At 60.9% G+C, this 26033-nt stretch carries 27 protein-coding genes and 1 pseudogene; 19 read left to right on the forward strand and 9 right to left on the reverse strand.

The genetic code is table 11. The features are described 5' to 3' along the window. Positions 1–383: 383 nt before the first annotated feature. From AU252_RS20310 to AU252_RS20340, 7 genes are all read left to right on the forward strand, one after another. Positions 384–833, forward strand: a complete 450-nt coding sequence (locus tag AU252_RS20310; protein ID WP_240484238.1) for an ABC transporter permease — start codon at positions 384–386, stop codon at positions 831–833. Positions 834–898: 65 nt separating this feature from the next. Beyond that, positions 899–1210: a hypothetical protein gene (locus AU252_RS20315; RefSeq protein WP_058932257.1), complete on the forward strand. Its 312-nt coding sequence runs from the start codon at positions 899–901 to the stop codon at positions 1208–1210. 2 nt (positions 1211–1212) lie between these two features. Then, entirely contained in the window at positions 1213–1662 is a 450-nt protein-coding gene (locus tag AU252_RS20320) for a hypothetical protein (RefSeq protein ID WP_058932258.1), read from the forward strand. Beyond that, positions 1659–2243, forward strand: a complete 585-nt coding sequence (locus AU252_RS20325) for a hypothetical protein (RefSeq protein WP_058932259.1) — start codon at positions 1659–1661, stop codon at positions 2241–2243. The genes AU252_RS20320 and AU252_RS20325 overlap by 4 nt, the downstream gene beginning before the upstream one ends. A 106-nt stretch (positions 2244–2349) precedes the next feature. Beyond that, positions 2350–2910, forward strand: coding sequence for a hypothetical protein (locus AU252_RS20330; protein ID WP_058932260.1), 561 nt, complete (start codon positions 2350–2352; stop codon positions 2908–2910). Next, on the forward strand, positions 2882–3292 hold the full coding sequence (locus AU252_RS20335) for a hypothetical protein (protein ID WP_240484239.1): 411 nt from the start codon (positions 2882–2884) through the stop codon (positions 3290–3292). Before AU252_RS20330 ends, AU252_RS20335 begins: the two co-directional genes overlap by 29 nt. A gap of 600 nt (positions 3293–3892) precedes the next feature. Further along, positions 3893–4621, forward strand: coding sequence for a PspA/IM30 family protein (locus AU252_RS20340; RefSeq protein ID WP_058932261.1), 729 nt, complete (start codon positions 3893–3895; stop codon positions 4619–4621). Positions 4622–4645: 24 nt separating this feature from the next. Here the strand turns inward: AU252_RS20340 and AU252_RS20345 are convergent, their stop codons facing one another. From AU252_RS20345 to AU252_RS20355, 3 genes are all read right to left on the reverse strand, one after another. Then, the gene (locus tag AU252_RS20345; protein ID WP_058932262.1) at positions 4646–5338 is read right to left on the reverse strand and encodes a DUF6994 family protein; all 693 of its coding nucleotides are present in this window, start codon (positions 5336–5338) and stop codon (positions 4646–4648) included. A gap of 328 nt (positions 5339–5666) precedes the next feature. Next, entirely contained in the window at positions 5667–5915 is a 249-nt protein-coding gene (locus tag AU252_RS20350; protein WP_058932263.1) for an SDR family oxidoreductase, read from the reverse strand. Continuing rightward, entirely contained in the window at positions 5915–6460 is a 546-nt protein-coding gene (locus AU252_RS20355) for an AMIN-like domain-containing (lipo)protein (RefSeq protein ID WP_058932264.1), read from the reverse strand. The genes AU252_RS20350 and AU252_RS20355 overlap by 1 nt, the downstream gene beginning before the upstream one ends. 306 nt (positions 6461–6766) lie before the next feature. Here AU252_RS20355 and AU252_RS20360 point away from each other — a divergent pair, with 306 nt between their 5' ends. Continuing rightward, positions 6767–7018, forward strand: coding sequence for a helix-turn-helix domain-containing protein (locus tag AU252_RS20360; RefSeq protein ID WP_058932265.1), 252 nt, complete (start codon positions 6767–6769; stop codon positions 7016–7018). 173 nt (positions 7019–7191) lie between these two features. On the opposite strand, the pseudogene AU252_RS20365 reads toward AU252_RS20360, so the two are convergent. From AU252_RS20365 to AU252_RS23985, 3 genes and pseudogenes are all read right to left on the reverse strand, one after another. Next, positions 7192–7606, reverse strand: a pseudogene (locus AU252_RS20365) (response regulator transcription factor); the annotation flags it as partial. 1001 nt (positions 7607–8607) lie between these two features. Beyond that, positions 8608–9387 (reverse strand): LysM peptidoglycan-binding domain-containing protein, encoded by a 780-nt coding sequence (locus tag AU252_RS23980; protein WP_157769031.1) that lies wholly within the window; start codon positions 9385–9387, stop codon positions 8608–8610. Positions 9388–9460: 73 nt separating this feature from the next. Then, positions 9461–11125: a hypothetical protein gene (locus tag AU252_RS23985; RefSeq protein WP_157769032.1), complete on the reverse strand. Its 1665-nt coding sequence runs from the start codon at positions 11123–11125 to the stop codon at positions 9461–9463. Between the two features lie 523 nt (positions 11126–11648). Between AU252_RS23985 and AU252_RS24320 the strand changes: the two genes are divergently transcribed. The 3 genes from AU252_RS24320 (at position 11649) to AU252_RS20395 (ending at position 16984) form a co-directional block, all read left to right on the forward strand. Further along, positions 11649–15422, forward strand: coding sequence for a DUF3376 domain-containing protein (locus AU252_RS24320; RefSeq protein ID WP_157769033.1), 3774 nt, complete (start codon positions 11649–11651; stop codon positions 15420–15422). Positions 15423–15592: 170 nt separating this feature from the next. Beyond that, entirely contained in the window at positions 15593–15922 is a 330-nt protein-coding gene (locus AU252_RS20390; protein WP_157769034.1) for a hypothetical protein, read from the forward strand. Between the two features lie 75 nt (positions 15923–15997). Beyond that, entirely contained in the window at positions 15998–16984 is a 987-nt protein-coding gene (locus AU252_RS20395) for a hypothetical protein (RefSeq protein WP_058932271.1), read from the forward strand. Positions 16985–17171: 187 nt separating this feature from the next. Here the strand turns inward: AU252_RS20395 and AU252_RS24830 are convergent, their stop codons facing one another. Next, entirely contained in the window at positions 17172–17294 is a 123-nt protein-coding gene (locus tag AU252_RS24830) for a hypothetical protein (RefSeq protein ID WP_276203723.1), read from the reverse strand. A gap of 125 nt (positions 17295–17419) precedes the next feature. Between AU252_RS24830 and AU252_RS20400 the strand changes: the two genes are divergently transcribed. From AU252_RS20400 to AU252_RS20425, 6 genes are all read left to right on the forward strand, one after another. Beyond that, a complete protein-coding gene (locus AU252_RS20400) occupies positions 17420–17941 on the forward strand; it encodes a hypothetical protein (RefSeq protein ID WP_058932272.1) in 522 nt (173 codons plus the stop codon). Further along, positions 17942–18496, forward strand: a complete 555-nt coding sequence (locus AU252_RS20405) for an RES domain-containing protein (protein WP_058932273.1) — start codon at positions 17942–17944, stop codon at positions 18494–18496. Between the two features lie 32 nt (positions 18497–18528). Beyond that, positions 18529–19356, forward strand: a complete 828-nt coding sequence (locus AU252_RS20410; protein WP_058932274.1) for a hypothetical protein — start codon at positions 18529–18531, stop codon at positions 19354–19356. Between the two features lie 507 nt (positions 19357–19863). After that, a complete protein-coding gene (locus AU252_RS20415; protein WP_157769035.1) occupies positions 19864–21369 on the forward strand; it encodes a hypothetical protein in 1506 nt (501 codons plus the stop codon). A 140-nt stretch (positions 21370–21509) separates the two neighbouring features. After that, positions 21510–21812 carry a DUF6308 family protein gene (locus AU252_RS25060; RefSeq protein WP_430929488.1) on the forward strand — a complete coding sequence of 101 codons (303 nt, stop codon included), beginning with the start codon at positions 21510–21512 and terminating at the stop codon, positions 21810–21812. 280 nt (positions 21813–22092) lie between these two features. After that, positions 22093–22764 (forward strand): endonuclease/exonuclease/phosphatase family protein, encoded by a 672-nt coding sequence (locus AU252_RS20425; RefSeq protein WP_276203724.1) that lies wholly within the window; start codon positions 22093–22095, stop codon positions 22762–22764. 405 nt (positions 22765–23169) lie between these two features. Here AU252_RS20425 and AU252_RS20430 read toward each other — a convergent pair whose 3' ends face one another. Further along, entirely contained in the window at positions 23170–24705 is a 1536-nt protein-coding gene (locus tag AU252_RS20430; RefSeq protein WP_058932278.1) for an HNH endonuclease signature motif containing protein, read from the reverse strand. A 291-nt stretch (positions 24706–24996) separates the two neighbouring features. On the opposite strand from AU252_RS20430, the gene AU252_RS20435 reads away from it, so the two are divergent. Continuing rightward, the gene (locus tag AU252_RS20435) at positions 24997–25245 is read left to right on the forward strand and encodes a type II toxin-antitoxin system Phd/YefM family antitoxin (protein WP_058933081.1); all 249 of its coding nucleotides are present in this window, start codon (positions 24997–24999) and stop codon (positions 25243–25245) included. Then, positions 25242–25502 carry a type II toxin-antitoxin system RelE family toxin gene (locus AU252_RS20440; protein ID WP_058932279.1) on the forward strand — a complete coding sequence of 87 codons (261 nt, stop codon included), beginning with the start codon at positions 25242–25244 and terminating at the stop codon, positions 25500–25502. The genes AU252_RS20435 and AU252_RS20440 overlap by 4 nt, the downstream gene beginning before the upstream one ends. A 22-nt stretch (positions 25503–25524) precedes the next feature. Here the strand turns inward: AU252_RS20440 and AU252_RS20445 are convergent, their stop codons facing one another. After that, positions 25525–25998, reverse strand: a complete 474-nt coding sequence (locus AU252_RS20445; protein ID WP_157769036.1) for a hypothetical protein — start codon at positions 25996–25998, stop codon at positions 25525–25527. Positions 25999–26033: the final 35 nt, after the last annotated feature.

A 26033-nucleotide genomic window follows, 5' to 3' on the forward strand; every position in this document is an offset into this window, starting at 1 on the left:
ACCGGCAACCAACGGAGCGGTCTGGCTGCTGGCTGGGGGTGCACGCTTTTTAAGACATACGCCTTCGTGGGCCGAATTTGCGTGGACGGTGCACATCCCGGGAAGCCCGGACATGTTTCAGACACAGTGCACAACTGAACCGGAATGGAGCCCTACATCGGCTCCCATGCGATGGCTCCTATGTCCGATACGAACAGGCACCTTGTGACCTTCCAAATTGGCCAGTTGTTTTTTCAGGTCGGGCTTCCCACGTCATCCAGCTGGTCCAAACGAGAAATGAGGAGCCTGCTTGCAGCTGGCCGTCGCAACAGGACGGACAGGGTACACGTCCTTCGCACTGGCGAGGAGGTCTGTTCCTGCGCGACTCCCTGGCACTGCCGGACATGGACCTGTCCATCCTGGTGTTCGAGCCAGGGCCCATCATCATCGGCGCACTGCTGCTGTTGAGCGGGTTCACCCTGTTCACCGGGGTCCTCGTCGCCATCGGCGCGATCATGCCCACCGCCAAGGAGGCCGGCACCATCTTCGGCCCGCTCATGGCCGCAATGTTCATCCCCTTCTACGCCTACAGCCTGATCATCTCCGACCCGGAGTCCCTGATCGTGCAGGTGTTCACGTACTTCCCGCTGACCGCCCCGGTCACCGCCATGCTCCGCAACGGCTTCGGCACCCTCTCTGGCATGGAGGCCACCATCGTGATCGCCGAGCTGTTCATCGTCGGCATCTTGATCCTGCGTCTGGCAGTCCACCTGTTCCGGTACGGGTCCATCGAATACGGCAAGAAACTTTCCATCGCCGGGACGTTCCGCCGCAAAGAACTCGCCGCCAAGTGAAAGGGCACGGCAACCACAAAACAGCAGGGCCACGCGCCGGACAGCTCCGTGATTTTTGTCTGCGCATGCATATCCCCTCGGGACTCCTGGCCCTGCTGCTGATCTGGCTCGCGGCAAACGTACCGCCCCCAGCCTTCATGCCGGCCATCCTGGTCACAGCAGTCGGTCTTCTCGCCGGCGGCGCCATTGGCCTTCTAGCAGGCATTCGTGGACCGCACTGGGTGATCTACGGCCTCATCTTTGCCGGAGTGGCTGCCCTGCTCCTAGCACCTGCCCCCTGGTCAGGCCTCGCCTTGGTGTGCGTCCCCGTATCCGCGCTCGGGTACAGCATGGGAAAAGAAATCGCCTTCTTCCGCGTCAGCCGAGCAAGTGGCTAGCCGTGACAGGACAGCACCGGGTCGTCCTCGACGCCTCATCGTTCATCAAGGCCTGGCTGATCGCCACCACGCTCTGGGTGGGCGTCATGCTCATTGTTGCCCTCCTCGCATATGGTGTCCCGACGGTGCTCTCCGGGGAAGATGCCGTGCACCTCTGGGGTGCCGGGCTCGCCCTGGCCTTCTACGGCTACGGGATTGCACTGGTCTTCGCGGCGCCCCTGGCATGGGTGCTGGCCTACCTGCTGCGCCCGGTACGGCAGCAGTGGATCCACATCACGGCATTCTTCGCCGTGCCGACACTGGCATTCTGGGCAGTGGCCGGGCTGCTCGGCTTCGGCTGGCACCCCGGCTGGCTGGGACTATGGGCGACCGTCGGTGCGGCCGCGGCGGTTGGGCGCTGGTCCATCCGCAAAGACGCGCACTCATCCGAGGCGGAAGTCCTGTATCCGTGAAGCGCCGAGAGATCTGGGGGATCGCCCTCCTGGTCACGGCGGCCCTCTGCGCTTGGGCCTACCACTTCATCAATGGGGCATACCGGTCAGCCGCCCGGGAGGGCCTGCTCCTCTACGTGGGCATTCCTGGGCACTCCATCGCCTCCTGGTTCCTGGTTGTGGCCTTCCTGTCCGGCGCCGCCGGGCTGTCGCTCCTGCTCCCCGCGTTGATCGGCCGCATTCCCAGGAAGATCCCACGGCGCATCGTCGGGTGGATCACGGGCATGGCGGCCGCAGCCGCCGCGCCGTACTTCGGCCTCATGTTTCTCTTCGCAGCCCTGGGCGCGTTCGGAATTGGTGACACGGTGAAGATCGTGGCCGCGGACGGAACGTCGGTCCTTGTCTCCCAGGATTGGTTCGACGGCGACAGTGTCGTCATCTACACCGAGCACGACGAGTTCCACTACAAGCGGGTCCGCGACGCCCCCGAGATCTCCAGAGGGCCGCGGGTGAAAGACCAGGACTGCCAGCTGGACAGTGCCGACGGGGAGCTGCAGCTCTTGTGCGGGGATCAACGATTGATGGTTGCAGTTGGCCCCTGACAGCCCCGGCGTTTCCTGCTTGACAGGCCGGTACAAGGCATCGGTGGCACCTGGCCATCGGAGTTTGCCCTGTTCAGACCGGAACTACTGTGTAACACTTCGTGGCATGAACGATCCCAGAAGCCGGATCCTGCCACTCCTTCGCCAGGGTGAAAGGCTTCTGTGGGTGGGTCAGCCGAACCCAAAGGTTCGCTTTACCGGTGCGGATGCATTCCTGGTGCCATTCAGCATTCTCTGGGGCGGCTTCGCGATCTTTTGGGAGTTCATGGCTGCCACCACGGCCAAGCAGCCCTTCTTTGTGCTCTGGGGCATCCCCTTCGTCCTGATCGGCCTCTACTTCATCTTCGGCAGGTTCATCTACAAGAAGCGGCGGAAGCTACGGACGGTGTACGCGCTCACCGATCGCCGGGCAATCGTCTGCACAGGCGACAGGTCCGTTTCCGATTCGCCCGTCAACGGCGTGCCTACCAAGATCGATCGGACCAAAGACGGACGCCATGTGAGCGTGACTTTCGGGTCTCAGGGCATCGGACTTTTCGGCATGGGAATGTACCAAAACACAGGGATGGACTTCTTCAGCCTAGGGCTCGGGCAAACCGTGGCCTTCTACGACGTCCCGGACACCGACGGGCTGCTCAGTGCCTTGGACCAAGCCACAGTCGGCTGAGGTCAGGCGGCAGACCGGAACCATCGCCTGGATCCTGCTCGTGCTCGCCTCGATGATCCTGATCGGCTACGGGATCACACGCGCAAACTGGCACATCTGGCTGCCGGCTCCAGCCGAGCAGGAAGAGGTCTGGATCGGTAACCGCTACATCTTCGCCGGGTGCGCGCTGTCCCTTGCGGCCGCCGCCTGGTCGCACCTCCGCGAAAACACCGTCTGGGTATCGATCTGCGTGGGGCTGCCCGGGGTTCTCGTTGGCTGGGGGACGCTGGAGGACCCCTATAGCCTGCTGCGTCACCTGGCCGCCGTCGTGGCGTTCCCTCTGGCCCTGGCCGGGGTCGTCGAGGTCATCAGGGTACGGGGCCGCCGGCAGCGGGGGCTGTAGTGCAGGGGCAGTATTGATTGGACTGCAAGGCGGCGGCCTTGAAAATACCCCTTCAGCCGTGAACTTTCCTGATTCTCAGCCTGTGCCGCCGCCGTGTGGGGATCTTGCCCGTACTGCACCAACGTCGTGCCAGGGTCTGTAGGAGAGGCTCGCGCCGTGGACAGCCGTTGGTGGAGCGGAAGCTACCAGTGATGACCCGCGCCGGCGGCGGCGCAACCGTAAGAGCACGAATACCGTCAACCCGATCCAGGCAGTGGCAACACAGAAAATCAGGATCAACGATGCGGCCGTGCTCATGGCTCAGTATAGGTGTGGGACGAGGCGTCCGCTCCTCCCCTTGACCAAGGGTTACGGACACGTGACTGCAGCGATACGGCCGTTACCGGTTCATGATCTTCAGCGTACTGGTAACGCTCTGGCCGCGGCGCAGAACATCACCAAAGGCTATGCTCCGTACCCCGCCGAGCTGCTTCCATTGAGTCGCGGGTGAGCAACCGCGGGCAGCAGGATAGACGGACCTGCCCGATGGATTCCGGGTGCTGGCACCCGGCACTGCCGCACACATAAAATGCGAATCAACTGTCCGATAGAGAGACCCCCGTGAAGCAGAGTATTTTCGCCCGCGTTGCCCAGCTCGCCAAGGCCAACATCAACGCCCTCCTGGACTCCGCCGAAGACCCGCAGAAGATGCTGGACCAGATGGTCCGGGACTACTCGGCCAACATCCGCGAAGCCGAGGCCGCCGTCGCCCAGACCATCGGCAATGTCCGCATGGCCGAAGAGGACTACAGGCGGGCCGTGAACGACGCCCACACCTGGGGCAACAAGGCCATCGCCGCCTCCCGGAAAGCCGACGAGTTCCGGGCTGCCGGGAACAGTGTGGACGCCGACAAGTTTGATGCCCTCGCCAGGCTCGCTCTTCAGCGGCAGATGACCGCCGAATCCACCGCCAAGGCCCAGGAGCCGGACCTGGCCGCGCAGAACGAGGTCGTCGACAAGCTCAAGAACGGCCTGGACCAGATGAAGGGCAAACTCGGGGAGCTGACAGTCAAGCGCAACCAGCTCGTCAACCGGGCCCGCGTCGCCGCTGCCCAGTCCCAGGTCAACGATGCGCTCAAATCCCTCGACGTCGGAGACCCGACCTCGGCGATCGGCCGGTACGAGGAGAACATCCGCCGCCAGGAGGCCACCGTCCGTGGCCAGCAGGAACTCGCCGCCTCATCCTTGGATGCCCAGTTCGCCTCCCTGGAAGACCTCGGTGAGCAAACCGAAGTGGAAGCACGGCTCGCCGCGCTCAAGTCCATCGACCGGAAGGCCATCGACTACTAAGAAAAGGTCGGTTTCGGTAAGGTCCTAGGGCTCGGCGTCGATTGTGCTGCTACGAGCGGTGATGAAGTCTTCGCTACTCCGTAGATACTCGAGGTATTCATCTTTGGTTTTCGGGACCGCCGGGGTTCGGAAGTCGTCGAACGTGTGGAAGAAGCGTACGGTCTTGCCATCCTCCTCGACGAGGTCCTTCAGGAGGAAGAATTTGACGTACCCGGCGAAGTTTTCGAACAGGGCAAAGAAGTCTGCGTACCGGTTCATGACATCGCCGAGGGGATTCGGCAGCTCTCCGAGATAGTGGCGACGGATGCACTCCAAGGTCAGGTCGAAACGGTCGGCGATTCGAGGATGCAATCCCCGTGCACGGTTGATCGTCATCTTCCGGCCGATACTGTTGCCGGGGAACACGAGGGTGCTTCCGGCGGTGTAGCCGCGGTAGACGGGCATGTCATCGTTTGGAATTTCTCGTCTTACGCGCGACGCCTTGCCTCGCATCCTGGTCGTGATTGCGTCACTGGCGAGGAAGAAGACACCCGATGCGGATCTGTACACAAGGTGCGCGCCGGGCTCTGGTGCCAGGTTGAAGCGTCCGCCAGTGGGTAACTCCTTGTTCCACAGCAACTGGTGATGCCGGCGGAGGGTCGGACTGTGTGTGTCCGGATCTTTCCCGGGAGGCGTGCCCGAGAAGTAGTCGAAGGATGGATCGACGCCGGCGGTCATGCGGTTCTCCCTTGACGAGTGGCGGCCAGTGCGGCGAGGTCGCGGATCAACCGGCGCACCTCATGCTCCCGTCCCCTGCGCGATGGAAGTTGAGGCACTGGCCGCGGCCGTGCCAATGGTCGACTCGGCGGAGAAGGGACTGGTGACGGCGGGGCTTGTGCTTCCTCCGCAAAAGGGATGCTACTTGTGTTCATACGTCCCCCCAGACGTCGTCGTTGCTGCCCTTAGTGACACTCTAAGAAGCCAAAAGGACGAGGGGGAAGCGGTTCGGTCAATCCTCGGTATCTCTTGTGCGGATCTTGAGCAGAGCGCTTCCACGTCCGGAATTTCAGCCCAAGGGTTCGTTCTCCTTCTTCACGTAGTAGTCGACGCCGGTGTATCCGCCGTCTGCCACGATCGATGCTCCGGTGATGAAGGCGGCGTCAGAGCTCAGAAGGAAGGCGACGACTTTGGCGATGTCTTCGGGGCTTCCGTTGCGGCCCAGGTGAGTGAGGGTCGCCGCCTCGTACGACTCGGTCAGAATACAGAAAAGGTGCCGCACGCCGGATGAGCGGCGTGCGGCACCTTTGTGTTCCATCACCAGAAGTGGGCTACGTCCACGATCAGCCGGGAACCGGACCCTGGCCCCTCGAGGGTGAAGACCCGGAAGGGCAGTCGGGCGCGGACACCCAGGCCGATGCTGGTGGAACCTTCGAAGCTATTCGCATAGACCACTTGCCGGAAGGTCTGGTAGCCGGCCACGTTGGACAGCTCGGCCTTCGCAGCCGGGTTGTAGGTGACGCCATTGCTGTCATAGGAGGGTGCGTTCACGACGACCTGCAGGCGTGCGTTGCCGTAGACCGGGATCGTGAACCCGGTGCCGTCCTGGATGATCTCCGGGACGTACCGGACCGTGTAGCCCTTGACGGGGCCGTTCAGGTCGACCACCATGCGGTCGAAGCAGGGTTGCTGCCCTGTCCGGACGTTGGTGACGGATGCTGAGCTCATCTCGGGGGCGGCCTTATCCTGAGATCCCCATGCAAGCCCGCAATAGGAGGTGGCTGCCGAGGCGGGCCCCGGTGCCACGATGCCCAGCCCGACGGCCGCGAGGAGCGCCGTGAGCCAGAGGAGGAGTTTTTTCATTGGGGTGCCATTCAGAGAGGTGGTGCGGTTGGATAGCTCAAGATTAGGGGTGCCCCGTGCATGAAACGAGAGCTGTAGCCGCTTCGGGGCGTAACCGTAAGGAACACCGCATCCGGGTCACGCGCCAGTAAATTTCGGGGCTATTTGACGGCCGTCTTAACCGTTTCGGTGCCGTTTTTTGCACCCGGCCGTAATGCTGGTAACGGCGCCAGAACAGGACAACCTGCCCGCTTAGTCGTGGCCTGGACCCTTACGAAAGTAGCCCAAGAGTCAACGCCACCGGATCCGTCCACATAGGATGAGCCGGTGACCGATGAACCGAAGAAGCACCGTTTTCTGACAATCTCGCAGACGGCTGAAGAGCTGAACGTGAACCAGAACCAGATCCGGGCGCTGCTCAGCAGCGGAGAGCTTCGCGGGATCCAGGTCGGCGGACGAGGGCTGTGGCGCATCGGGGCCAACGACATCGAAGACTTCATCGCCGAGACCTACCGGCGCACCGCCGAAAGGATCGCCGCCGGCGAGCTCAAGGGCGACGGGGAGTCTGGGCCGGAGTAGCCAGCGAGCCTCACTTCCTCGTTCAGGCGTTGCCGAGAGGCCGGAGCCCACTGCATCAGGGCAGCGGCGCACGATATGCTGCCTATTTAGTTCGTTTTGGCGTTGCCGGTGCACTCAAGGCAGCCCCAAGATTTACGCGGAGGACCGAACCGCCGATTACAGCCAACGGATCCGGCGGCAGGGCCTCCGCTACCTCCTGCGGCTGTACCTCCTGGGCTCCTGGGCCTGCGCATCATCGCCGCCACACACGCGCCCGCATTTCCCGAGGACGGAACAATTTGGTGATGTAGTCATCAGCTCCGCCCTGGAGCGCGGCCAGCAGATCCGGTTCCTCGGACCTTCCCGTGAGCATCACGACGTAGGCGTTGCTGAACTGGCGGATCCTGCGCAGAACCTCGAACCCGTCAGTATCCGGCAGCCCTACATCCACGGTCACCACGTCAGGTCTCATATCCCGCACCATGTCTACACCGCTGTGGCCGTCCACGGCGGTGTGACAAGAAAAGCGGATTGGACTAAGACACCTTCCACGAGGTTGCGCAGATCCAGGTCATCTTCAACCACCACAACCACACCCAGGTCACCCACAGTCCCCCAAGTTTTGTGCTAAATCCTCACCGGCCCAGCGCCAGACAGTTTTCAGACCCACCCTCTAGTCCCATGGTCGAAGGTGCGGAGGCCCAGCCCTGTAAGTCCGGTTGGGACCTAAGCCTGTTCAGAAATCGCTTATACCTTCTGCCCAGGCGGTCCAGAGTCATGCTTGGGACATATATGAGAAGACCGGGAGTCGAGCCGACTGGAGACTGAGGACTCCGTTTGGCGGAACCTTGGTCATTCTTTTTCGAAACTCCAGGTCGTCGCTGCCTACCCATGCTGTTTCTGAACCGTTGGCAACCAGAAACTGCGTCGCTTTGTTTTTGCCGCTCGAAGTAAGTTCGACAGCCAGTACTGACCACCCTGTGCTATCTCTGCCAGTTGTCCGGGTGGCAACCAGGCCGGCTGGAAGTGTGACGATAGCTGGCAGGGAGGATCTTGTGGCTAGGCCACGAGCTATTGAATCAGCGGCAGCGACTACAGCCCAGTGGCGCCCGTCGCCAGAATAAAACTTAGTTTTTGATCGGCTTCCAGCCCTTCCCAAGGGAAGCTTTCAACCAATCCATAAGAAGGAATGTGCCGATGAGGCCGACGGCAATAATTCCTGTACCGCGCGTTGTCACTAGGGTTCCAGACTTGATCGTTTGGTTCGCTTTGTCACCCAGCAACGATTTCTTGAACGACTCTAGGGCTCCCATAATAGGTCTCCGCTCCTAAGGGAATGGCGGAATAGTAGCATTTGAAAGAGGAGTAGAAAATGGAGCGTTGATCTCATGAGGGGTTGTGTAGCTGCTTGCAGCTGTGGCTGGGCCCGGCATTGAAGACCTCAGCCCTGAAATGAGGGCCTATAGGCGTGCGGAGGAGCACTGACTTATGCCCTTCAGCTTCGCCCGTTGGAGCGAAAAGCCTCGCCAGTCTTCCCCGTCTTCGGAAGCTTCCACACAGCATTTCCCCGCGCTCCTTAGGTCCTGGGACCTCAATCGACTTATAGAGACTTAAGACGGACAAGTCCTGATCGGGGATTTCGTCTCCGGAGCTGGGACCAGCATCACCCATCCGGGGAATATGCGGTCCGGATCGGAAAGCTGCCCGTACAGCTGACGTTCACAGCGGCTCGCGTAAAAAATATCGGTCCAACGAAACGGGTCTTGCAGACGCATTCGTGCCAAATCCCAAAGGGTATCTCCAGGTTCCACAACCACCTTCTCGAAGCCTTCAGTGTTAGATCGGCCGGAGTCACTTTCATCACGCGGCGAACCTGACCCGCTCGGCGGGGTCGACTCCTTCGGGTCGTTGGAGTCGTTCGGCTTCTGGGGGTCGGGGGAGCCCGTCGGGTTGCTGGGGGCGCTGGTCGGGTTGTTGGTGCTGGGGGCGCTCGTGGGGTCCTTGGGGTCGTTGTCGTTGGGCTTTTGGGGGTCGGGGGAGCCCGTCGGGTTGCTGGGGGCGCTGGTCGGGTTGTTGGTGCTGGGGGCGCTCGTGGGGTCCTTGGGGTCGTTGTCGTTGGGCTTTTGGGGGCCGGGGGAGCCCGTCGGGTTGCTGGGGGCGCTGGTCGGGTTGTTGGTGCTGGGGGCGCTCGTGGGGTCCTTGGGGTCGTTGTCGTTGGGCTTTTGGGGGCCGGGGGAGCCCGTCGGGTTGCTGGGGGCGCTGGTCGGGTTGTTGGTGCTGGGGGCGCTCTGGCCAGACGCGGTTGGTACGCTCAACGATGGTGGTAAGGGGGACAGCCGGTTTACAACGAAGATACCGAGAAGCAGCAGTAGCAGTGCCAGGACGTTCACGACGACGATTATTACGGTGTGTCGGTTTCTCCGCCATACGCCCGGTTGCGGCAACATCTTGCCCTCAATCTACTTATGGTTTGCCAGCGGTGTTGACGGCCGCTACTTGTGGTTGGTCGTCAGTGTTGGGGCGCCAGAGTCGTGGCCGTTCCGGCAGGCCGAGAAGTGTGTCATACAGCGTGGAAATTTGTTCGATCTTTTGGCGGTTCTCGTCAGCTCCATTCAAGTCCAGCCTGATAAGGACGCTGACCTCCTGCTCAAGGCTCTGACAGGCGAGTTGTAGGGCATGCGCCTGCTCCCATCGGCGCCCTGGGTTCAACGCTGTCGTCAAGGCCGTGAGCCCGGCACCTGCGATTGCGAAATAAACCGGCAGGCCGGCCTGCTGCCCAGCGGCCGTTACCCCGGCTGCCCCTGACAGCGCAGCAGCGAGGAAACCGAGGACGACAAAGGTCGTCGCCCATGCGATGCTCGCCTTGTGCTGTTTGCCAGCCTCCCGCAGTATTCGATCTCGCAGCATTGCGAGTTCCTCGGCCACTAAGTAGCGATTCCAATTTTGCCTGTTCTCCTCACTCCCTGGGGAAGTGCTGGGCACCAACAGGGGCGATGAGAGACCCGAACGCAGTCGGGGCTGGCTGGGCTCATGTCGGACGACCCAGAGTGACACGCCTCCTATGACGGCCAAGGCTATAACGGCGAAAAGGGTGGTTATGGCGAGAGCTTGTTCGGTTTGACGGGGCAAGGTAAGAGCTACCACCAGCACTAGAGCCGGTAGCGCAACTAGGATCCAATTTGCACGTATGGATAGTCCCCTAGTCGCCTTTAAGGTATACAGAACAGCTACAAGGGCGCCGAGGCCAGCTATGCCAAACGTGATCCACCACCAGCCACGTGGGTCGAACAAGGAGAACCAAAACGCGGCGACAATCGCCGCTAGCCCTAATGCCGAGCCCACAACCCACACCCCGAACCAAAATCTTCTAGCCTTTGCACCATTCTTCAGTCGCTCTATGAAGAGCCCTCGGACCAGAGCGAGAGTTTGGGAGTCGACACTCTCTGGGTCGATAGCGGTGGCCGCTAGTAAAGCATCGATTGTGCGGTCATAGTCGGCGAGATGACCACGAATGCCCGTTTGTTTGTCCTGTGGCTTCGGCGTCTCAAGGATGCCGAGGGCGAGGTCCCTCTTGATGCGAAGCGCCATCACGGGCTGCATCAGTGAAGCCGAGGTTCCCGCCGTAAATAGTTCAGCAACCTCGTCCACATATGTGGCAACCTCGTCGACATATGTTGAGCTCCAACCGCCGCTCCTAAACGGGTCGTGACTCGCCGCTTGCCTGCGCCGCGGCAGGTCGAGAACATCGGCCAACTCAGTGAGGGAACGCAAGTACGCGTCCAATCGTGCTTTAAGGGCCTGATGTAGTTCAGCCAATGAGAGCCGCCTGGAGTCGCGATCAGACTGCGGCAGGACATTATCGATGACTTTCATGTCGTGCGCCTGGAGAATGCCGATGACATGTTCGAAGGACCTACCGGAACCCAAGAAGCGGCTAAGCTTCTCGTCTCGTTCAGTCCTAGCGTTGGTCAGATCGGCAGTGTCAGCAGTGTCGGGAGGGTCAGCTTGGCCGAGTTCCTGGGCCTCAGCATCACAATATTGACTTATCGCACGCATAAGTTGCTTGCGACTCTCGTCGATGCCCTCGACGGAGCCCCCACGGATCCATTTGAGAAAGTTTGTCCGCATTATGCCCTGATCCTCCTCGTCCTATAGCAAAGGTATCGATCGCAGGGCAAAAGCGAAATGCCTAGCCTGGCACGGCCAGCCCTCGGCTGGCTTCCGTCGACTCTGAGCCGGGGTTAAGACCAAGCTTGTAACGAAACAGGTTAGAGTTGTGGACGATTTCAACGTTGACAGTCTGGCTCTGCAAACGACGACAAAAATATAGTTTCAGTTTGTGCACCAGTCGAAATTTTCAGGGTCGGCGGTATCGCGCAGTGGCCACGTTTGGGTCTTATTGAGCGAATGAACAGAGTTTTTCCGGCCATTTGATGAGAGAGATTCTCGCGTTCTATCCTTCTTGCTTCAGGACTATGGCGCAGGCGTCTTCACACTGAATGGTGCCGAAAGTCTGGGACTGACTATCGTCAAAGACATCGGGTATTAGGTATGGCCGTCGGAGGTAAGGCGGCGCATACTGGACGAAAATCGTTTAGTTCCGGAGAGTGCCGTGGCATATTCAACTTTGGGCCAAGCTGCAGCATTTCACTTGCGGAGAGATGGGCTGATTGTCGCTGTTCCGCCTAGGATTGCGGAACTGTACACCTGTCTGCAGGACAACCCCGGAGATCCGCAGATTCTGTCCAACCTCGCCACAGCCATCGATTCAGAGGCAGGCGTCAATCTAAGGCTCCGGGAGGGGCTCTACGATTTCGTCAGAGAACGGCAGCGTCCTTCGCCGCTCCACCTCCAGGTGCTCGGTCCCGATCAGGATCCTGACGCTTTCAAACTCCAGGCCGCTTTCAACCGCACCCTACGGATCGCGCTGGCTATGCGCGGCGGCGTCAGTCTTGCGGTGTGGATTGGCGGTTGTGTGGCGGAACTGGACATTCTCCGACGCCTCCGGATTTACAAGTCCGATGTCGACACGGATCGGGCCGGAGAAGCACTGGTTGCTTTCTACCTCAGCGGGAAGGAGGGACTGGCGGACGATCCCCTTGCGGCACCGGTGCTGCGGCGTGCCCAGGCCTATGCTTCGTTGCTGGCGGACGCCCGCTACGACAAGGTGGAGTTTGACATCTTGGCTGGAGCGAGTGCAGGCGGCCTCAACTGCATCCTTTACTCCGTGGCACAAATGGTGGGCGCTGCGCCTGACGAAACCATCTTGGAAACCTGGCGGAGTGACGGTGGGCTTCAGGAACTGATGCGCCCGCCGGGGCGGGGCCGGGTAAAGTCCATCCTCCAGGGTAACGAGTACTTTTTCCCCAGCATCTACAGGGCGCTGAGTCAAATTTACCGTGATGATCACCGGCACCAAGCCCTGATTCCCGAGCATCTAACCATCGACCTCGCCGCCACTGTCCTGGACAGCGAGCCCTCCCGGAACCCTGAGGTAGATGAGGGACGGGGAAGCTTCCACTTTGAAGGGCGGCAAAGCACCAACGCGGAAATGGCAAAAGCGTCATTGATGGGCAACCGGATCCCGACTAGGAACGGCGCCAGCAATGGAGGACGCGGACCCGGCACAGGTGACGACGCCTACGATGCGACGGTACTTCCTCCTGGCGTCACCGAAGATCTGGCCCGTCTTGCCTATGCAGCCCGGGCGACGTCGTCGTTCCCGGGAGCGTTTGAGCCAGCCACTATCTACTCGCGGGAAGACAAAGGCGGACAGCGCCTGCTCCCTCGCCCGGAGCTGCCGGACATGCGGCATGCCTTCGGCTCGCACCGTGCGGCCTCCTGCCCGGCGGATAAGGCCATGTTCCACGTGGTGGACGGTGGAGTTTTCGACAACATCCCCATTGGCAGGGCGCTGACGGCCGCGCGTGGGCGGCTCTCTGAGCGTCCTGCGCATAGGGCGCTCCTCTACCTTGATCCCGATACCGTCAGAGATTCGACGACAGTCAGCCGCGGTGAGGATCTGTCGCAGTTCATGGACGCCGTCACTGCCTCCGTGCTCCGGCTGAAGCGCCGCGAATCGCTGGACTCCGAGGTCAACGATTACGTTGAGTACGTAAATGTCCTTTCTCTAAACCTTGGGCGCTCGGAGGTTTTGGCTGCCGTGCTGTCCGACGGCTGGTCGAAGGAGATTGGTGTAGAAAGGCGTCGCGCCTACGTTCGCTATCGAGCCACATCGGACGTGGACCGGCTAACGCAACTCCTAACGCGGCCTGGCGAGTGGCAGGTTGCCTCTACGGTGAATGGCCGCCGCAACTTCCGGGCATTTGGCAGCGAAGAACTCAGCGGATTCGATGCCAAAGTAATGCAGGAATACCTGGCTATTTCCCGGCAGGACGAACATGCCGCCCCGTTCCAGCTGATCACCAACGACGCGCAAGCCTTACTCGATGCTGCGCAGTGCTCCTTCGCCTGGCTTCGCCGTATGGAAGTGGAGTCCTTTCCGGAGAACCTGACCAACACGCTGACGCCCTTCGACAAACTGCGCAAGGGCGTGTACGACGTCATCAACAGAGCTATCACGGCACGCGACAAGGCCTACTGGGCAGTGCTCGAAGGCTCCTCTGGTGGCGACATTCTTCACGACAAAATCATTTCGGCATGGCTATCAACTGCGGAAACAGGGCGTTTGGAACTTACACGCTCCTGGACCGACCTGGAAACCCATTTCATAGCACTCCTCGAATACAGCCAGAACCTGACAATCCGGGCAGAAGATACTAATCGGGCGGAGCCTGAACTTCGTGGATGGCTTGAAACACCCTGGCGGGACCTCACCCAGATGGCGTTGACCCGCAGGCCCGACGGCAGCGTTTTCGGAGTCCGGGATTTGGCTCCAACCCTTGCTGCGGCTGGCATTCCGCCAGTGGTCACAAGAATCCGCTACTGGCGGATAGCCAGCGATGAACAGCCGGGGTCTGCTGTTGATTACAGGTTGTTGAAGGCCGGGGAGAACCGTAGCATAGTCGGGTTAGCCCTGAAGAACATCCAGCCCGGGCATCAGGTCCCGGCACACCTCTTGGAACCCGACCCGGCCAACGTGCCGTCGCGCTTCAAGCTGGCCGGCAACTCCATGGCTAACTTCAGCGGCTTCCTGTCTAAAGAGTGGCGAGAGAACGACTGGTGGTGGGGACGGCTGGACGCAGCCTCCGGTATTTCCCGCTTCCTAGAAACGCTGTCCACGGACGAGGCCCCTCGCATTCCGGAATTGGACGGCGACAAGGAACAGTTTGACGAGAGTGCGGGCAAGGCCCCCCGCGGCTCACAAAACCGCGTGTCTTGGCTGCAAGACCGGCTGGTAGAACAGCAGTTCAAGATTAAAGACCCGTCCTCGGAGAGCAGGAGGACGGCGCGGCAGTCCGTCCGCGCCGGCGTCGACGGGCCATCCGACCTCAGCGCCTCGTACCGACTCCTCCTGATGTCCCGGGGCCTGCGGGTGCTCTGGCGGGCCCGGCCAGGCGGTACTGTGACCACTGCACTGGGCTGGCTCCTGCACATACTGTTCGTTCCCGTCTTCGTACTCTTACCAGCCATCGTTCACCCCGCCCGAATGGCCTTCATCCTGGGTTTCACTTACGCGAGTCTCTGGGTTCTTGCTCGACCGGAAAATGTAGGTTCTGGAATACAGCTGATACTTTTGTGGCTACTGCCCCTTGCTGTCCTTCTAGTGATTATGGGGGCAGCCACGCTCACCCGCGGGAAGCGCCGTTGGCGTGCCGTCCTTGGCGAACTTCCCGAAAATTCGACTCTCCTGGCGGAGTGCCGGGGTTACAGTAATACAGCGGCAAAGAAGGCCTGGCTGGGTCAATGGGCTACAGTGCTCCTGCTGGTGCCCTTTGTACTGGCCGTAAACCAGGCCAGACCGCGGATGACAATCGTATGCCTAGTCTTCATGCTCGCGCTCTTTCTCATGACCCAACAGTGGGCAAATTCCGTGCCAGCATTGAACCACCAGAAGAATCCGCGGCTTGATCAAGTGCTGGCGGCGGCCGGACTGGTGATGGCCGTCGGCGTGCCACTAGTCACCGAGCTCACAAATTGGTCCCTCCCACACAACTGGTTAAGCCTGATTGTGCTCGCGGGCGCCCTACTGGTGGTGGCACTGGCGCTCACCATCGGTTGGCTGACGGTGGCGGGAACCCTGATGGCAGCCCTTGTGGCCTCAGCGGCCGGGACCTTGATCTCTTGGATCTCCTGGATAGTTCTTGAAGCACTCCAGCTTGGCCTCTTGGAGCGGACAACTCTCTCCCTGTTTTTCGCCTTCGTGGCGTGGGGTCTGGTGCTCTGGTGGATGCCGGAGAATCCGCGGATGGTCCTTACCTGCTGCGATGCGGTGGTCACCGTGCCCCCTCCCGTAAACCCGTGAGGAAATCATCCCGACGAGCTGGCCAAGGAGCTACCGCATACTGCGCCTTCGACTGACTCAGATGAGAGCCGACCGTCGCACAGCTTTGGCACCAAAATTGCAGAGGATCGTCCGTGCCGGGATTTGCAGAAACCACTCCCTGGGCGGCCCCAGGAGCTGCGGCTCGGGAAATGGGTGACCCTGCAGCGCCTGTCCTGGAAGAAGACGACCAAGTATCTCAGCACAGCCCACACGGAATGATTCACGAACAACTTGTGGAGGCTTTAAAGCACCTTCCGGGGCTTGTTCTTGCGATAACCAAGGGCCTGGTTGAAGGCGCAGACGAGAATCGAGGTGACCAATACATGTTTGTTGAGCACCCCGTGCCACAAGTAATCGCCGTTGCTCTTGACATCGGTGACACCACGACCGCCGCCAACGCGGCGGCGCTGCTGCACGAACTCGGCGAACGAAGCTACATCGACTTGGCAGACATGGTGGCAGCATTAGGGCAGCGCTGAGATGGTGCCTTTGGGCGGCAAGACAGCTGCTTTAGCTTCGAGGCGATCTGAGGCTGACGGGCAGGCCACCAGGTCTTGGGAGACCATCTCATCCACCTGGTGGTGGGTGCAGTCATCACGGTCACCATCGTCAGGGGCGGCAACGGGCCTGATAAGGCGGTCAACAGCTACCTTCAGGCGCTACAGAACGGTGAGGCTTCGAAAGCGATGGCTTTGTCCGATCCCGGCGTGGCCAACGATCAAAGGGTCCTGCTTACAGACCAGGTTTACGGCAAAGCTAGAAAGCGCATTGACGCCTTTGAAATTGTTTCGACGACAGTTTCTGAAGACCACGCCACGGTGGTCGCGGACCTGCATCAAGATGGCCGTAAGCAGCAGACGAACTTCAACCTTCGCAAGGCGAACCCCGGGCTCTTGGACGATCACTGGAAGATGGAGTCCTCACCGCTGGGGAGCCTGACCGTCACCTCGGACACCCCGGTGCAGACCGTACTGGTCAACGGCCAGGAACTTAACGTCGGCCTTTCAGGCAGCATTACTGGTGCTACCAGCGTGAGTTTCCCAGCTTTACCTGGAGAGTACACGGTGGAATTGCCGTCCTCGGAAAAGTATCTGACGGCACCGAAGTCAACCACGTTAGTGGTCATTGGGGGCGCGCAGGCCCCACCCGCCGCCAGCCTCAAGGTGGAGGCCTCTGAGGCCCTCAAGTCTGAAGTCATGGCACAGGTCGACGCCCATCTTGCCGACTGCGTTAAGTCGACCGAGGCACAGCCAGCCAATTGCCCGCTCAATAACTACAGTTCATCGCGCTATTCACGAAACTTTCACTGGGCACTCACGACGAAGCCCAAATTCAGCCTGAGCAAGGATCCCTATGGCTCTTCCCCCTGGCGTCTTCGTACGCAGACTCCCGGGAAAGCCACAGTCAGCTACGAAAGGGATAACTCATATGGGTTTGGAATAGCTGGCTGGAAGCCCACAACGGATACAATCTCGGTTTCCATGAGCGCCGGTGTCACTCTGGAGGGCGGCAAAGTGAAGCTGACCTACAGCAACTACTAGGAAATATCCGGCCGCCGGACACTGCGCTGGCGGCGGTGTAAGCAGCCCCCCAAAAAAGAGACCCTTCCCGGGTTTCAGTGAACTGGTCCCCGAAAGTCGGACGGGTAAGGAAGAGCCTAAGTTGCTTGGGGTTGAGCACGTACGACCTGCTCGAGGAGCGGGGCCTGCTCGGTGACGGGCTGGAAGTTCAGGAGTACACCGAAATCCATTCCTGGGTGGAAGACCTCACGCGGTACACGGTGGTCCACTCCCGGCGGTCGCGGTCCTGTTCGTGGAAACCCGGCCGGTGGATGCCATGGTGTTCCACCACGACCTGCTGGGCGCCGACGATCCAAAGGCCTTCTTCAGACTCAGGGGCTAGCAGGCAGAGGGCGCTGTGCGCGGTGGCGTAAGCCGAGCCTTCCGTGCGAACCGCCCAACAGATACTGTTGGGTTATGGAAAAGCAGCGGAAGGCCATAGAGCAGACCGTGATCCTGAAGGGCGATGGCCGGGAGACCACGGTCAAAATGCGGAACGGTGTCATCCTTCTCCCGAAGGGGTTCAAAGTGACGCCCCGCCGTGCCGTTCGCCGGGGCAAGGCCCCCGCCAAAACGGTCACGGTCAACCTGGCCGGCCTGAAGGACGCCCCGGACTACGGCCCGCGGGCTATCACGCAGCGCCTGGTAAATGCGCTCGGCAACAACGCCGTGGCGGCCCTGCTCGGTGTCAACAAGGACAGGCCCGGCCGGTGGGTATCCGGTCAGGATGCACCGAACGAAGAAAACCGTGCACAGCTCGCGGACCTGGATGCCCTGGTGGGCCACCTGCACAGTGCGTTCACCCCGGCCCAGGCCAGGCTGTGGCTCGAAGGCCAGGACCCGCATCTGGGTGCCCGCCCCATCGATGTGTACCGGCTCGAAGGCGCCGCCCCGGTGATCGAGGCGATCCGGGCCTTCGAACAGGGAGCGTTCGCCTAGGTGGAGTTCTGGCGCGTCCTCAACTGGCACCCCGACGCTTCAAACCCGGCGGAGAACGGGCACCCGCTCTTCATCTGGCCGCGGCAGGGAGCCGGCAGGGTGGACGACCCGGACCGGGAATACACAGTGCTCTACGTGGGTGACTCGGCTGAAGGCGCGTCGGCGGAAGCGTTCGGCCGGTACCCGGTGTGGACCTCCGACATCCTGGCCCCGCCGCCGGGGACACCATACGGCACCCGGAAGGCGCTCGTGAAGTACGAGGGGGATCCGCCGATCCTGGACCTGGACGACCCGGAGGCGCTGCAGGAATGGTCGCTGCGCCCCAGCAACGTTGTCTCCCGCGACCGGACCTCCACCCAGCAGTGGGCACGGTCCATGTATGAAACCGGAGACTACGCCGGCCTCTCCTGGTGGTCCTATTACGAGCCCCGCTGGGCCAGCTTCGGACTGTGGGACATTACCGGCCTCACGGTAGCCGGCGATCCTGAGCCACTGACCATGGCCCACGATGCCGTTCAGGATGCAGCTGCACTTATCAGGCGAGTCATCAGCTAGGCCTGCTGGGGCCTAAAAACAGGGGGGATGCCATGACGCGTTACGAGAAGATGGGCAAGCGCGAGGCGGCTGCAGCGCTGCAAGAGTTTCTTGACGAGCGGCCGCGGGCGCTGGAAGCACTCACGGAGTTCCTGTCTGAGCGCGGCGGGGAGGCCGTTACCCTCGATGAGTCAGTGGACAGCCTCGTACCGCTCTGGCGCTGGGTAAAGTCAGTGCTCACTGAGCAAGAGGCAGGCGCCACTCTGCCGGAGTCTGATGCACCGTCGTGGCTCCGCTATGGTATCGGCACGGAGCCGACGCTGTCCCCGGAGTCAGTGGCTATTGTCGACGCAGTGATTTCATACCTCTGTCGCGTTGTGGAGCGGGGCGCCCCGCGGGCCCGCTGGCGTGTAGGGCACCATCGCATCAAGTCGTATATGTGGCAGAACCACCCGGTGCTAGCCAGTGACGGTGAGGAAGTAGCGCTGGCCCAGATGGTTCCCGGGACTGCGCGCGGTCAGGTCAGCGGGAGTGTGCCCTCCGCTGATGACAAGCTGGCTCGCACGGCCGCGGCGCTGATCGAGGCACTGAACGGCGGCAATGAGGACATGGTCGCCGAGGACGAACCGATCGTTGAGGTTGAAGACCTGGCCGATGACGAGCTCCGCGGCCGCGAGCTTGAAGTGTCCTTGCGAGAGGACATCGTCCACGAGCACAACCGGGTGGTGGGCCGCATGATCAAGGCCCTCAAGCAAGAGGACGGCATTACCCGCGTCATCCGCGAGGACCATGAAGTGCTCCTCGTCGCCACAACGGACTGGAGCACCGACCGGCTCCATGAATGGGTCGCCGGCTACCTTGAGGAAAACGTCCGCGACTGAGCCGCCAGATTGATCAGCGGCGTTGCAGCCACCGGGCGTAGAGCTCGCCGCTGTTCTTCATGAGCCATCCCGTGACTGGGCAAGGGCTGCCGACATCTCGTCAGTCGTCGAGGTCGAAGTCCAGGTCCAGGTCTTCGAGGGAGTGGAGTTCCCGCCACGTTTCGGTCACCCGTGCGCTTGGTAGGGCTGCCGCGTTGAACACGTTTGACAGACGCGCTGGTATGACGCCAAGGACGAGCAGTTCGGCATACTCTGGTCAGGATCATCCCGAGTCGGAGGAGAAGGTTTGTTGTGGCAACTGATTGGGCCCATCTAGCGGCTTATGGCGGGGAGTACTTCGAAGACTTCGTGGCGGCCTGTCTCCTTCAGCGATTCCCAAAGGGATGGCATACGAAGCCGGGAAGAGGAGACGGAGGCGTTGACTTCTTGCACCCCACCCCGAATGGGTACGTCATCTACCAAGTCAAGAAGTTCGCTGGTCCCCTCACCACGTCCCAGGAGACACAGGTGAAGAACTCATGGGCACGGTTCAACAAGAAATACGTCGACAAAGGTAAGAAAATTGCTCGATACCATCTTGTGACAGCCTGGACCCCCACTGACAAGGCTCGGGAGTGGTTCATCGGAGACGTGACATCCGCGGCGCTCTTCGAACGTCAGTGGGAAGGGACCGCGTTTCTCAACGGTCTAGCGGGTGACTTTCCTGGTACGTTCGCTCACTTCTTTGATGGCCCCAATCCGTTAGAGCGACTCGTCACCCAGAAGGCCATGCTGGCAAGCGTGCCACCTTCAGAAGCCGAATCCATGAGTTTCGTTGATTCCGTTACTGATCGGCATGCGGTATTGCAGGACCTACTGGATGTCACGAGCCCCCATTACTTTGTGAATCCGTCCATTCGGATGGCGAACGCTGACGGTGGGATTCCGTTCCCAACTGGGGAACCAGGTGTTGTGCATCGGTTCGAGGCTATTGACGACCGTCGCTACCGCGTCATTAGCATAGTGCCGAAACACTCGCAGGCCACGGAGATCGACCCAATTACGATCCACATCAATTTTCAGCCTGTACCAGGAACGTCGGAAGAAACCGAGCTGTTCGAATGGCGGACTTGGGGGGTGCCGTTCCAGAGCGTGACAGCAGAGACGTTTCAATCAGGGGGACCGCTCAGCGATGAGACACCGATGACTGGGACTCTGCAGATGATTCCGGAGGCTCGTTCTGACCAGAGCTGGCCTCCCATGAATCTGGAACGCGACGGCGTGCGCGACGATCACATCGACTTCGACGTCACGACCGTGACGCGAGGGATCGTGGGGGAGGGAATCCGGGTCGTAGCAGAAAGCGCCTCCAAGATCCTGCAAATTGAGCTTCGGCTCAGTTCCAGCGGAGCAGGATCAACTCAGAGTATTGACCTGACCGGGATAGCAGGCAAACTACCGACCGAGGTGGAACCGCAGCTTCGTTTGCTTGTCGGTGGTGAGATGCCCACCCGATACGTGTTTCGCGCCGAGGGGCAGGTCCTGTCTGTTGTATCCCTGGACGACGTCGAATGGATGCGTGCTCTGCACTCGCTCGCGCAGGATCTCGCAACTCTCCAAGCGTTCGTCCTGGAAAAGGAGATTGTCTTCCCCACGCTTCGAGAGATCCACCCAGACCAGAGAACATATATCGCACATCTTGCGGCTGTCGTCCGCGGGGAGCCGCAAGAAGTGCCGTGGTCCAACCTGACGCTTACGGCCGAAAGGGATAAGCCAGAGGAGTTCCAGCGCTTCACGGGACGCGGTCATTTGGTTATCGCCGGGCTCCCGACGGCGTTCACCTTAGGACAAGATGAGTATCGGCTTATTACACCGATTCAGCACGTGTACTCTCACCCGAGTGCGCCCGCAGGATTTGATTTTGCAGTCGTTCGGAAGGGGGACGAGCTGACTTTGGTGGAGGGCCCGCATAGCAAATTGACGCTGTCCCTTCCGTCCGAGGCCTTCTCGGAGCCATACGTTTGGATTCAGTAGCCTGCTAGGCAACACCTATCCAATTTTCCTTGGCCGCCAAGCTCACAGCTAGTGAGAAGTAATGGAAAAGTCGTGGCGCGACTAGGCAGTCAGCGGTCGCGGTTCACCCGCAGCCTTCGATCAGGGATGCGCCTGCCTCCCTGGGCCCAACAATCGCCAGCAAAATCAAGGCCCGCAAACACCCAAACCTCATCCCGATCTGGGACGACATCATCGGCCAGGTCATCGCCATACGCGCTCCCCGCAACGAATGGCTCAACTGGCATGACCTCCTCCAACCCGGCACACCCCTTCCCGACCGCCTCCGCAGCATCCACGAGCAATCCGAGGTCACCCAAGGCCTCTCCGAACTCCGCATCATGGACGCCATCCTTTGGTGCCACGGCCGCGAACTCGGCTACAAGGGCAGTCGCAGCGCGAAACCGGCGCAGACCGAACAATAGACCGCGCCCAGTAGGGAGCATCAGTTAAACACGTTGCTGGCGTTCAGGCTCGTTCGTTTAAGGCGGTGGCGCGAGCAAAGCCTCATTCGTACGGAGCGAGAGAATCTTCTGTTCCGTAAAGAGCGTCCCTTTGGCCGCGGACACATGAAGCGGCGTTTCCCGCTGAAGGTTGGGCTATCAACCAGCAGCCGTGGCCCGTCGTTGTTCGGTGGACCTGGGCCTGTTGTAAGCGGAGGCAGTAAAATGCCAAGAGCACTTTAGCCGAGAACAAAGGAACCCAGTGCGAATCGTCTCGTGGAACTGTTCCATGGCGTACTACAAGAAACGCCACCTGATCGAGGCGCTGCAGCCCGACGTCGTCATCCTCCAAGAGGTCGCCAAGAAAGACATTTTCGCGGCAGAGCAACCCTTCGCGGCATGGACCGGCAGCAATCTGAACAAAGGTCTCGGAGTTATTGGATTCGCCAACGCTCGCTACAAAATGTCAGAACACGCGGATCCCAATTTGCCCTGGCATCTTCCCTTTTCGATCGACGGCCTCAACGTCGTTGCCCTATGGGCGCATCAGTTGAATCGCGAGCTAAGGTATGTTCGCGTGACCCATGAGATAGTCGACCGCCACGCTGGCTTCCTCGCTGGCGGCGGGGCGTTGCTGATGGGGGACTTCAACAGCAACACGGTCTGGGACAGGGCGCATCCCAAGAGGAACCACAGCATGCTCGTCGAAAAGCTTGCTGGGCTTGGACTCAGCAGCGTGTACCACCGCGACGCGGTGAACGAACAAGGGGCGGAGCCGACGAAAACGTACTTTCACACCCGGAACCTCCGATTCGGGCATCACATTGACTACGCATTCCTGAGCGACGGCATCCCGGCCGACCTCCGAGTAGGGGGTTCCGTAGACTGGTTGGCGCATAGCGACCACATGCCGCTGATCTTGGACATCGCCTAGAAACATGCGGTTTTCCAGGCGCCGAAGCCTGCTCAGTGGCCTTTGTTCGCGCGGCACCGAATTGCCGGCGGCAGGTGAAGGTGAAGACTTGTCGAGCCCCACTTGGACTGACCTTCCGGTCTTTCCTGCGGGTGTAGAAAAGGACCATCTTGCCTGTCCTTGAGGATCCGGGACCAGGCCAATGCCGCCGGGGAAATAATGGAAAGGGGAATGGTCCTCAGGACCAAGTAGCCTGTCCATCTACAGACCCGACAACTTCCAGGACCTGTCAACAAGGGACTCCGCACGCTTTGTGCGGTGTCCCTTGTGCGTTGGGGGCAGGTCATGTGGATCCGGCGCCCGGGACAGGCGATGGCGCAGCGGAGCCCACGGGACGGTCGAGGCCCGGCACGTTCATCCGGCAGCTCATCTTGCACCGAGGTACGCGCGAAGGCAGTCTTCTCCCGCCGATGGCGGCATCTGAACATAGTCCACGGTCCCGCGCGAGCCGGTGGACGTAGGTGGATAGGGTCCAGGACGGTGCCCCTCGCCGGCTCGCGGCCCCAGTGAAGGCGGCCAGTGGGGTGGTTCCCAGTCCTGGTGTTCGCTTTTGTATTTGCGCCCTGATGGTGAGACCCAGCCGGGCGGCTCATTCTTTGTTGCCGGCGTCGGTTTCCAGCCGCTGGCGTGTTTGAGGCTGTGGTGCCGGCGACATGGCTGTCCCAGGTTGCTGATCCCGGTGGTTCCGCCGTGATGCCAGGCCAAGAGGTGGTCTGCCTCGTTGTCCAGGGAATGGTTGCTGCAGCCGGGGAACGGGCATTTGCCGTCGCGCATCCGTAGCCAGTTCCGCATGGCCTTCGTGAGCCGGTAACTCGTGCGGCCGATTTCCAAGGGTGCCCCATCCCGCGGATCGACGAGCACCCTGTGGAACGAGTCAGCTCCGTTGGCCACCAGATCCCGTGCCATGGAGGCTGGGATGGGTCCGTACCCGTCGAGCATCGCCGGCTCCTCGGTCACCCCGAGCAGGGAGAAGATGGGAACGGTGATCAGGACCTCCGCCCGGGGCGTGGGGATATCGGCAAGACCGGGTGCCCCCGCCCTAGCCCCAGTCCCGCTGCTTCCGATGCTGTTGCGGCAGCGCGTGCAGCCGCTGTCGCTTCGAAGGGCTGCCGCGGCGAAGACGTCTGCCCTCAACTGCGTGAGCGTCCGGTCCTCCTGGGGATCCTGCAGGCCCCGCGCGATGGCGGTAATGCGGTTCCAGATCGCGGCCGCCTGGTCCGCAGGCAGGTAGGCGGACATCCGCGCCATGCCGTCCTGCTCCGGGGTAAATTCCAGGCACCTGTCCTCGACGCCCTTAGCGTGGCGTTTTTCGATGCTGTCCGGGTGGTGGCGTTCCCGCCAGGTCCGGGCTTTCCGCCGGAACCTGTAGGCGGGCATCTCGCCGGCCGGGCAACCGCAGGCAGGATTGGGCGCGTCAGCATCGAGGAAGTGGGCTTCCAGTGCCTTTGCTGCGTCGCGGTCAAGGGTGGCGGTCTCGTTCACCATCACCCTGGCGTGCTGCCACGAAACCGTTCCCGCCTGAAGGGCTGCAAGGGTGCGTGGCAGAGACGTTGACAGAGCGTAGGACTGCTCCAGCAGCGCACCTGCGGCCCGGTCGCCGATGGCCAGTACGCAGCCTACCTCGGCCGCTATTGCCATTTCCTGCGCCTGGACCGGAATGTACAGAGGTGCCGCCGACCGCGCCGAGTCCGCATATGTAGCGGCTGCCTCCGCCTTCAACGCCGCAATCCGAGCCTCGGCCCGTGCGATCCCCGCAAGGATGTCCAAGCATCCGTCAGCAACGACAGCCAGAGGGTCGGAGTCCGAGGGCGACCCGCAACCGGATTCAGCCACCTCGTGGCGAAGCATGGCAACGGCGGCGTCTATCGCCTCAAACGCCTTTGCCACCGCTTCGCTTGCCATGTACTCATTATGGAAAGGGGGTCTGACATTTTTGCGTGAGTGTAATCTCGCTGCTGGGCCCGATGACGAGCCAATCATTTTCAGGACATAAATCGAGGAGTGCAGCTTCGTCGTACATCGTCGCGTACCGCCCAGTCGGTCAGGCCGTCCACGGCCATTACATCGGCTTAAAGTTCCAGAAGGGCTTCGAAGGCCTGTCTGAGGGGCGCAAGTAGGAGATTGAGAACTGGAACTTCCGGTTTCTCTTGGGGTATATGTACATCTGAAACATCAGAGATGTACATTTACTGCATGTCGACCATCAACATCACGGACGCGCGATCACACTTGCCGGAGCTCATCGAGAGGGCTGAATCTGAGCCGGTATTTATTGAGCGCCGCGGACATCGGGCAGCCGTATTAGTATCGCCAGAGCGCTACGAGAAGATGCTTGATGCATTGGAGGAAATCGAAGACATTGCAGCGTTCGACGCGGCAATGGCGGAAGAAGGCGAGAACATCCCTTGGGCTCAAGTGAAGGCGGACCTCGGCTGGACATGAGCCAATACCGGATCGAGCTGAGACCTGCGGCCGTCCGTGCCTTAAGAAAGGTCCATCCCGAGGACCGCGAACGGATTCAGGGTGCGATCGCGCTCCTAGGTCAAGACCCGCGGCCGCCCAAGGCAATCGCCTTGAGCGGCCGTCCCGGTTATCGGGTCCGTATTGGTGACTATCGGATCATCTACACGATCCAGGACGATGTTCTCCTGGTTCTGGTCCTCAACCTGGGGCATCGGCGGGATGTTTACCAGAAGTGAGGTCGGCCCGGTGTGCAAAGCATTAGGCGATAGCTCGGCGGTTGATACGTGCGCGCTCCGCCCCACGGATAATCAATTCGCCGGCGACCCCAAGGCCTAGCAGCATCAAAAAATTCCCGTTCCGGGCAGAACTCGCGGCAATGTACGTGTTCTGGGCAGCAGTGACAGCGGCGATGTCATTGGCGTACCAGCCGTTGACAACTGTTTGCTGCGGGGCGCCCTTGGTCTCGCCGTTGTTCATGGTGTTCTTTAAGTCAGCCGCGCTGAGCTCCGACTTCCAATCGGAAGGGCTGCTGCCGCTCTGAAAGGCGGGGTTGTTGACGATCCATGTGATGATCAGCAGCAGGCCCAGCACCGAGCCCAGAATGATCCGGGCGCCGTTGGCCGAACGGAGCTTCGTTAGCTTCAGCCGCTTGGCTTTCAGCGGCGGTGCGTGGTCCGGTGTCGGCGGTACCTCCGGCAACGCGTTTCCACTGGTAGTTTCGAAAGTAGTCATTTCCCCATTTTCATAGTGTTATTGCAACCGCCTGT

This window comes from Pseudarthrobacter sulfonivorans (genome assembly GCF_001484605.1).
GTDB lineage: Bacteria > Actinomycetota > Actinomycetes > Actinomycetales > Micrococcaceae > Arthrobacter > Arthrobacter sulfonivorans_A.

Bases quoted from the DNA above. Each gene is read 5' to 3' on its own strand.
- AU252_RS20400 (WP_058932272.1), top strand. From the start codon at position 17,420: ATGGAAAAGCAGCGGAAGGCCATAGAGCAGACCGTGATCCTGAAGGGC.
- AU252_RS20345 (WP_058932262.1), bottom strand. From the start codon at position 5,338: ATGACCGCCGGCGTCGATCCATCCTTCGACTACTTCTCGGGCACGCCT.
- AU252_RS20330 (WP_058932260.1), top strand. From the start codon at position 2,350: ATGAACGATCCCAGAAGCCGGATCCTGCCACTCCTTCGCCAGGGTGAA.
- AU252_RS20355 (WP_058932264.1), bottom strand. From the start codon at position 6,460: ATGAAAAAACTCCTCCTCTGGCTCACGGCGCTCCTCGCGGCCGTCGGG.
- AU252_RS20430 (WP_058932278.1), bottom strand. From the start codon at position 24,705: ATGGCAAGCGAAGCGGTGGCAAAGGCGTTTGAGGCGATAGACGCCGCC.
- AU252_RS20445 (WP_157769036.1), bottom strand. From the start codon at position 25,998: ATGACTACTTTCGAAACTACCAGTGGAAACGCGTTGCCGGAGGTACCG.
- AU252_RS20350 (WP_058932263.1), bottom strand. From the start codon at position 5,915: ATGGAACACAAAGGTGCCGCACGCCGCTCATCCGGCGTGCGGCACCTT.
- AU252_RS20310 (WP_240484238.1), top strand. From the start codon at position 384: ATGGACCTGTCCATCCTGGTGTTCGAGCCAGGGCCCATCATCATCGGC.
- AU252_RS20315 (WP_058932257.1), top strand. From the start codon at position 899: ATGCATATCCCCTCGGGACTCCTGGCCCTGCTGCTGATCTGGCTCGCG.
- AU252_RS23985 (WP_157769032.1), bottom strand. From the start codon at position 11,125: ATGCGGACAAACTTTCTCAAATGGATCCGTGGGGGCTCCGTCGAGGGC.
- AU252_RS20435 (WP_058933081.1), top strand. From the start codon at position 24,997: ATGTCGACCATCAACATCACGGACGCGCGATCACACTTGCCGGAGCTC.
- AU252_RS20390 (WP_157769034.1), top strand. From the start codon at position 15,593: ATGGGTGACCCTGCAGCGCCTGTCCTGGAAGAAGACGACCAAGTATCT.
- AU252_RS20410 (WP_058932274.1), top strand. From the start codon at position 18,529: ATGACGCGTTACGAGAAGATGGGCAAGCGCGAGGCGGCTGCAGCGCTG.
- AU252_RS20440 (WP_058932279.1), top strand. From the start codon at position 25,242: ATGAGCCAATACCGGATCGAGCTGAGACCTGCGGCCGTCCGTGCCTTA.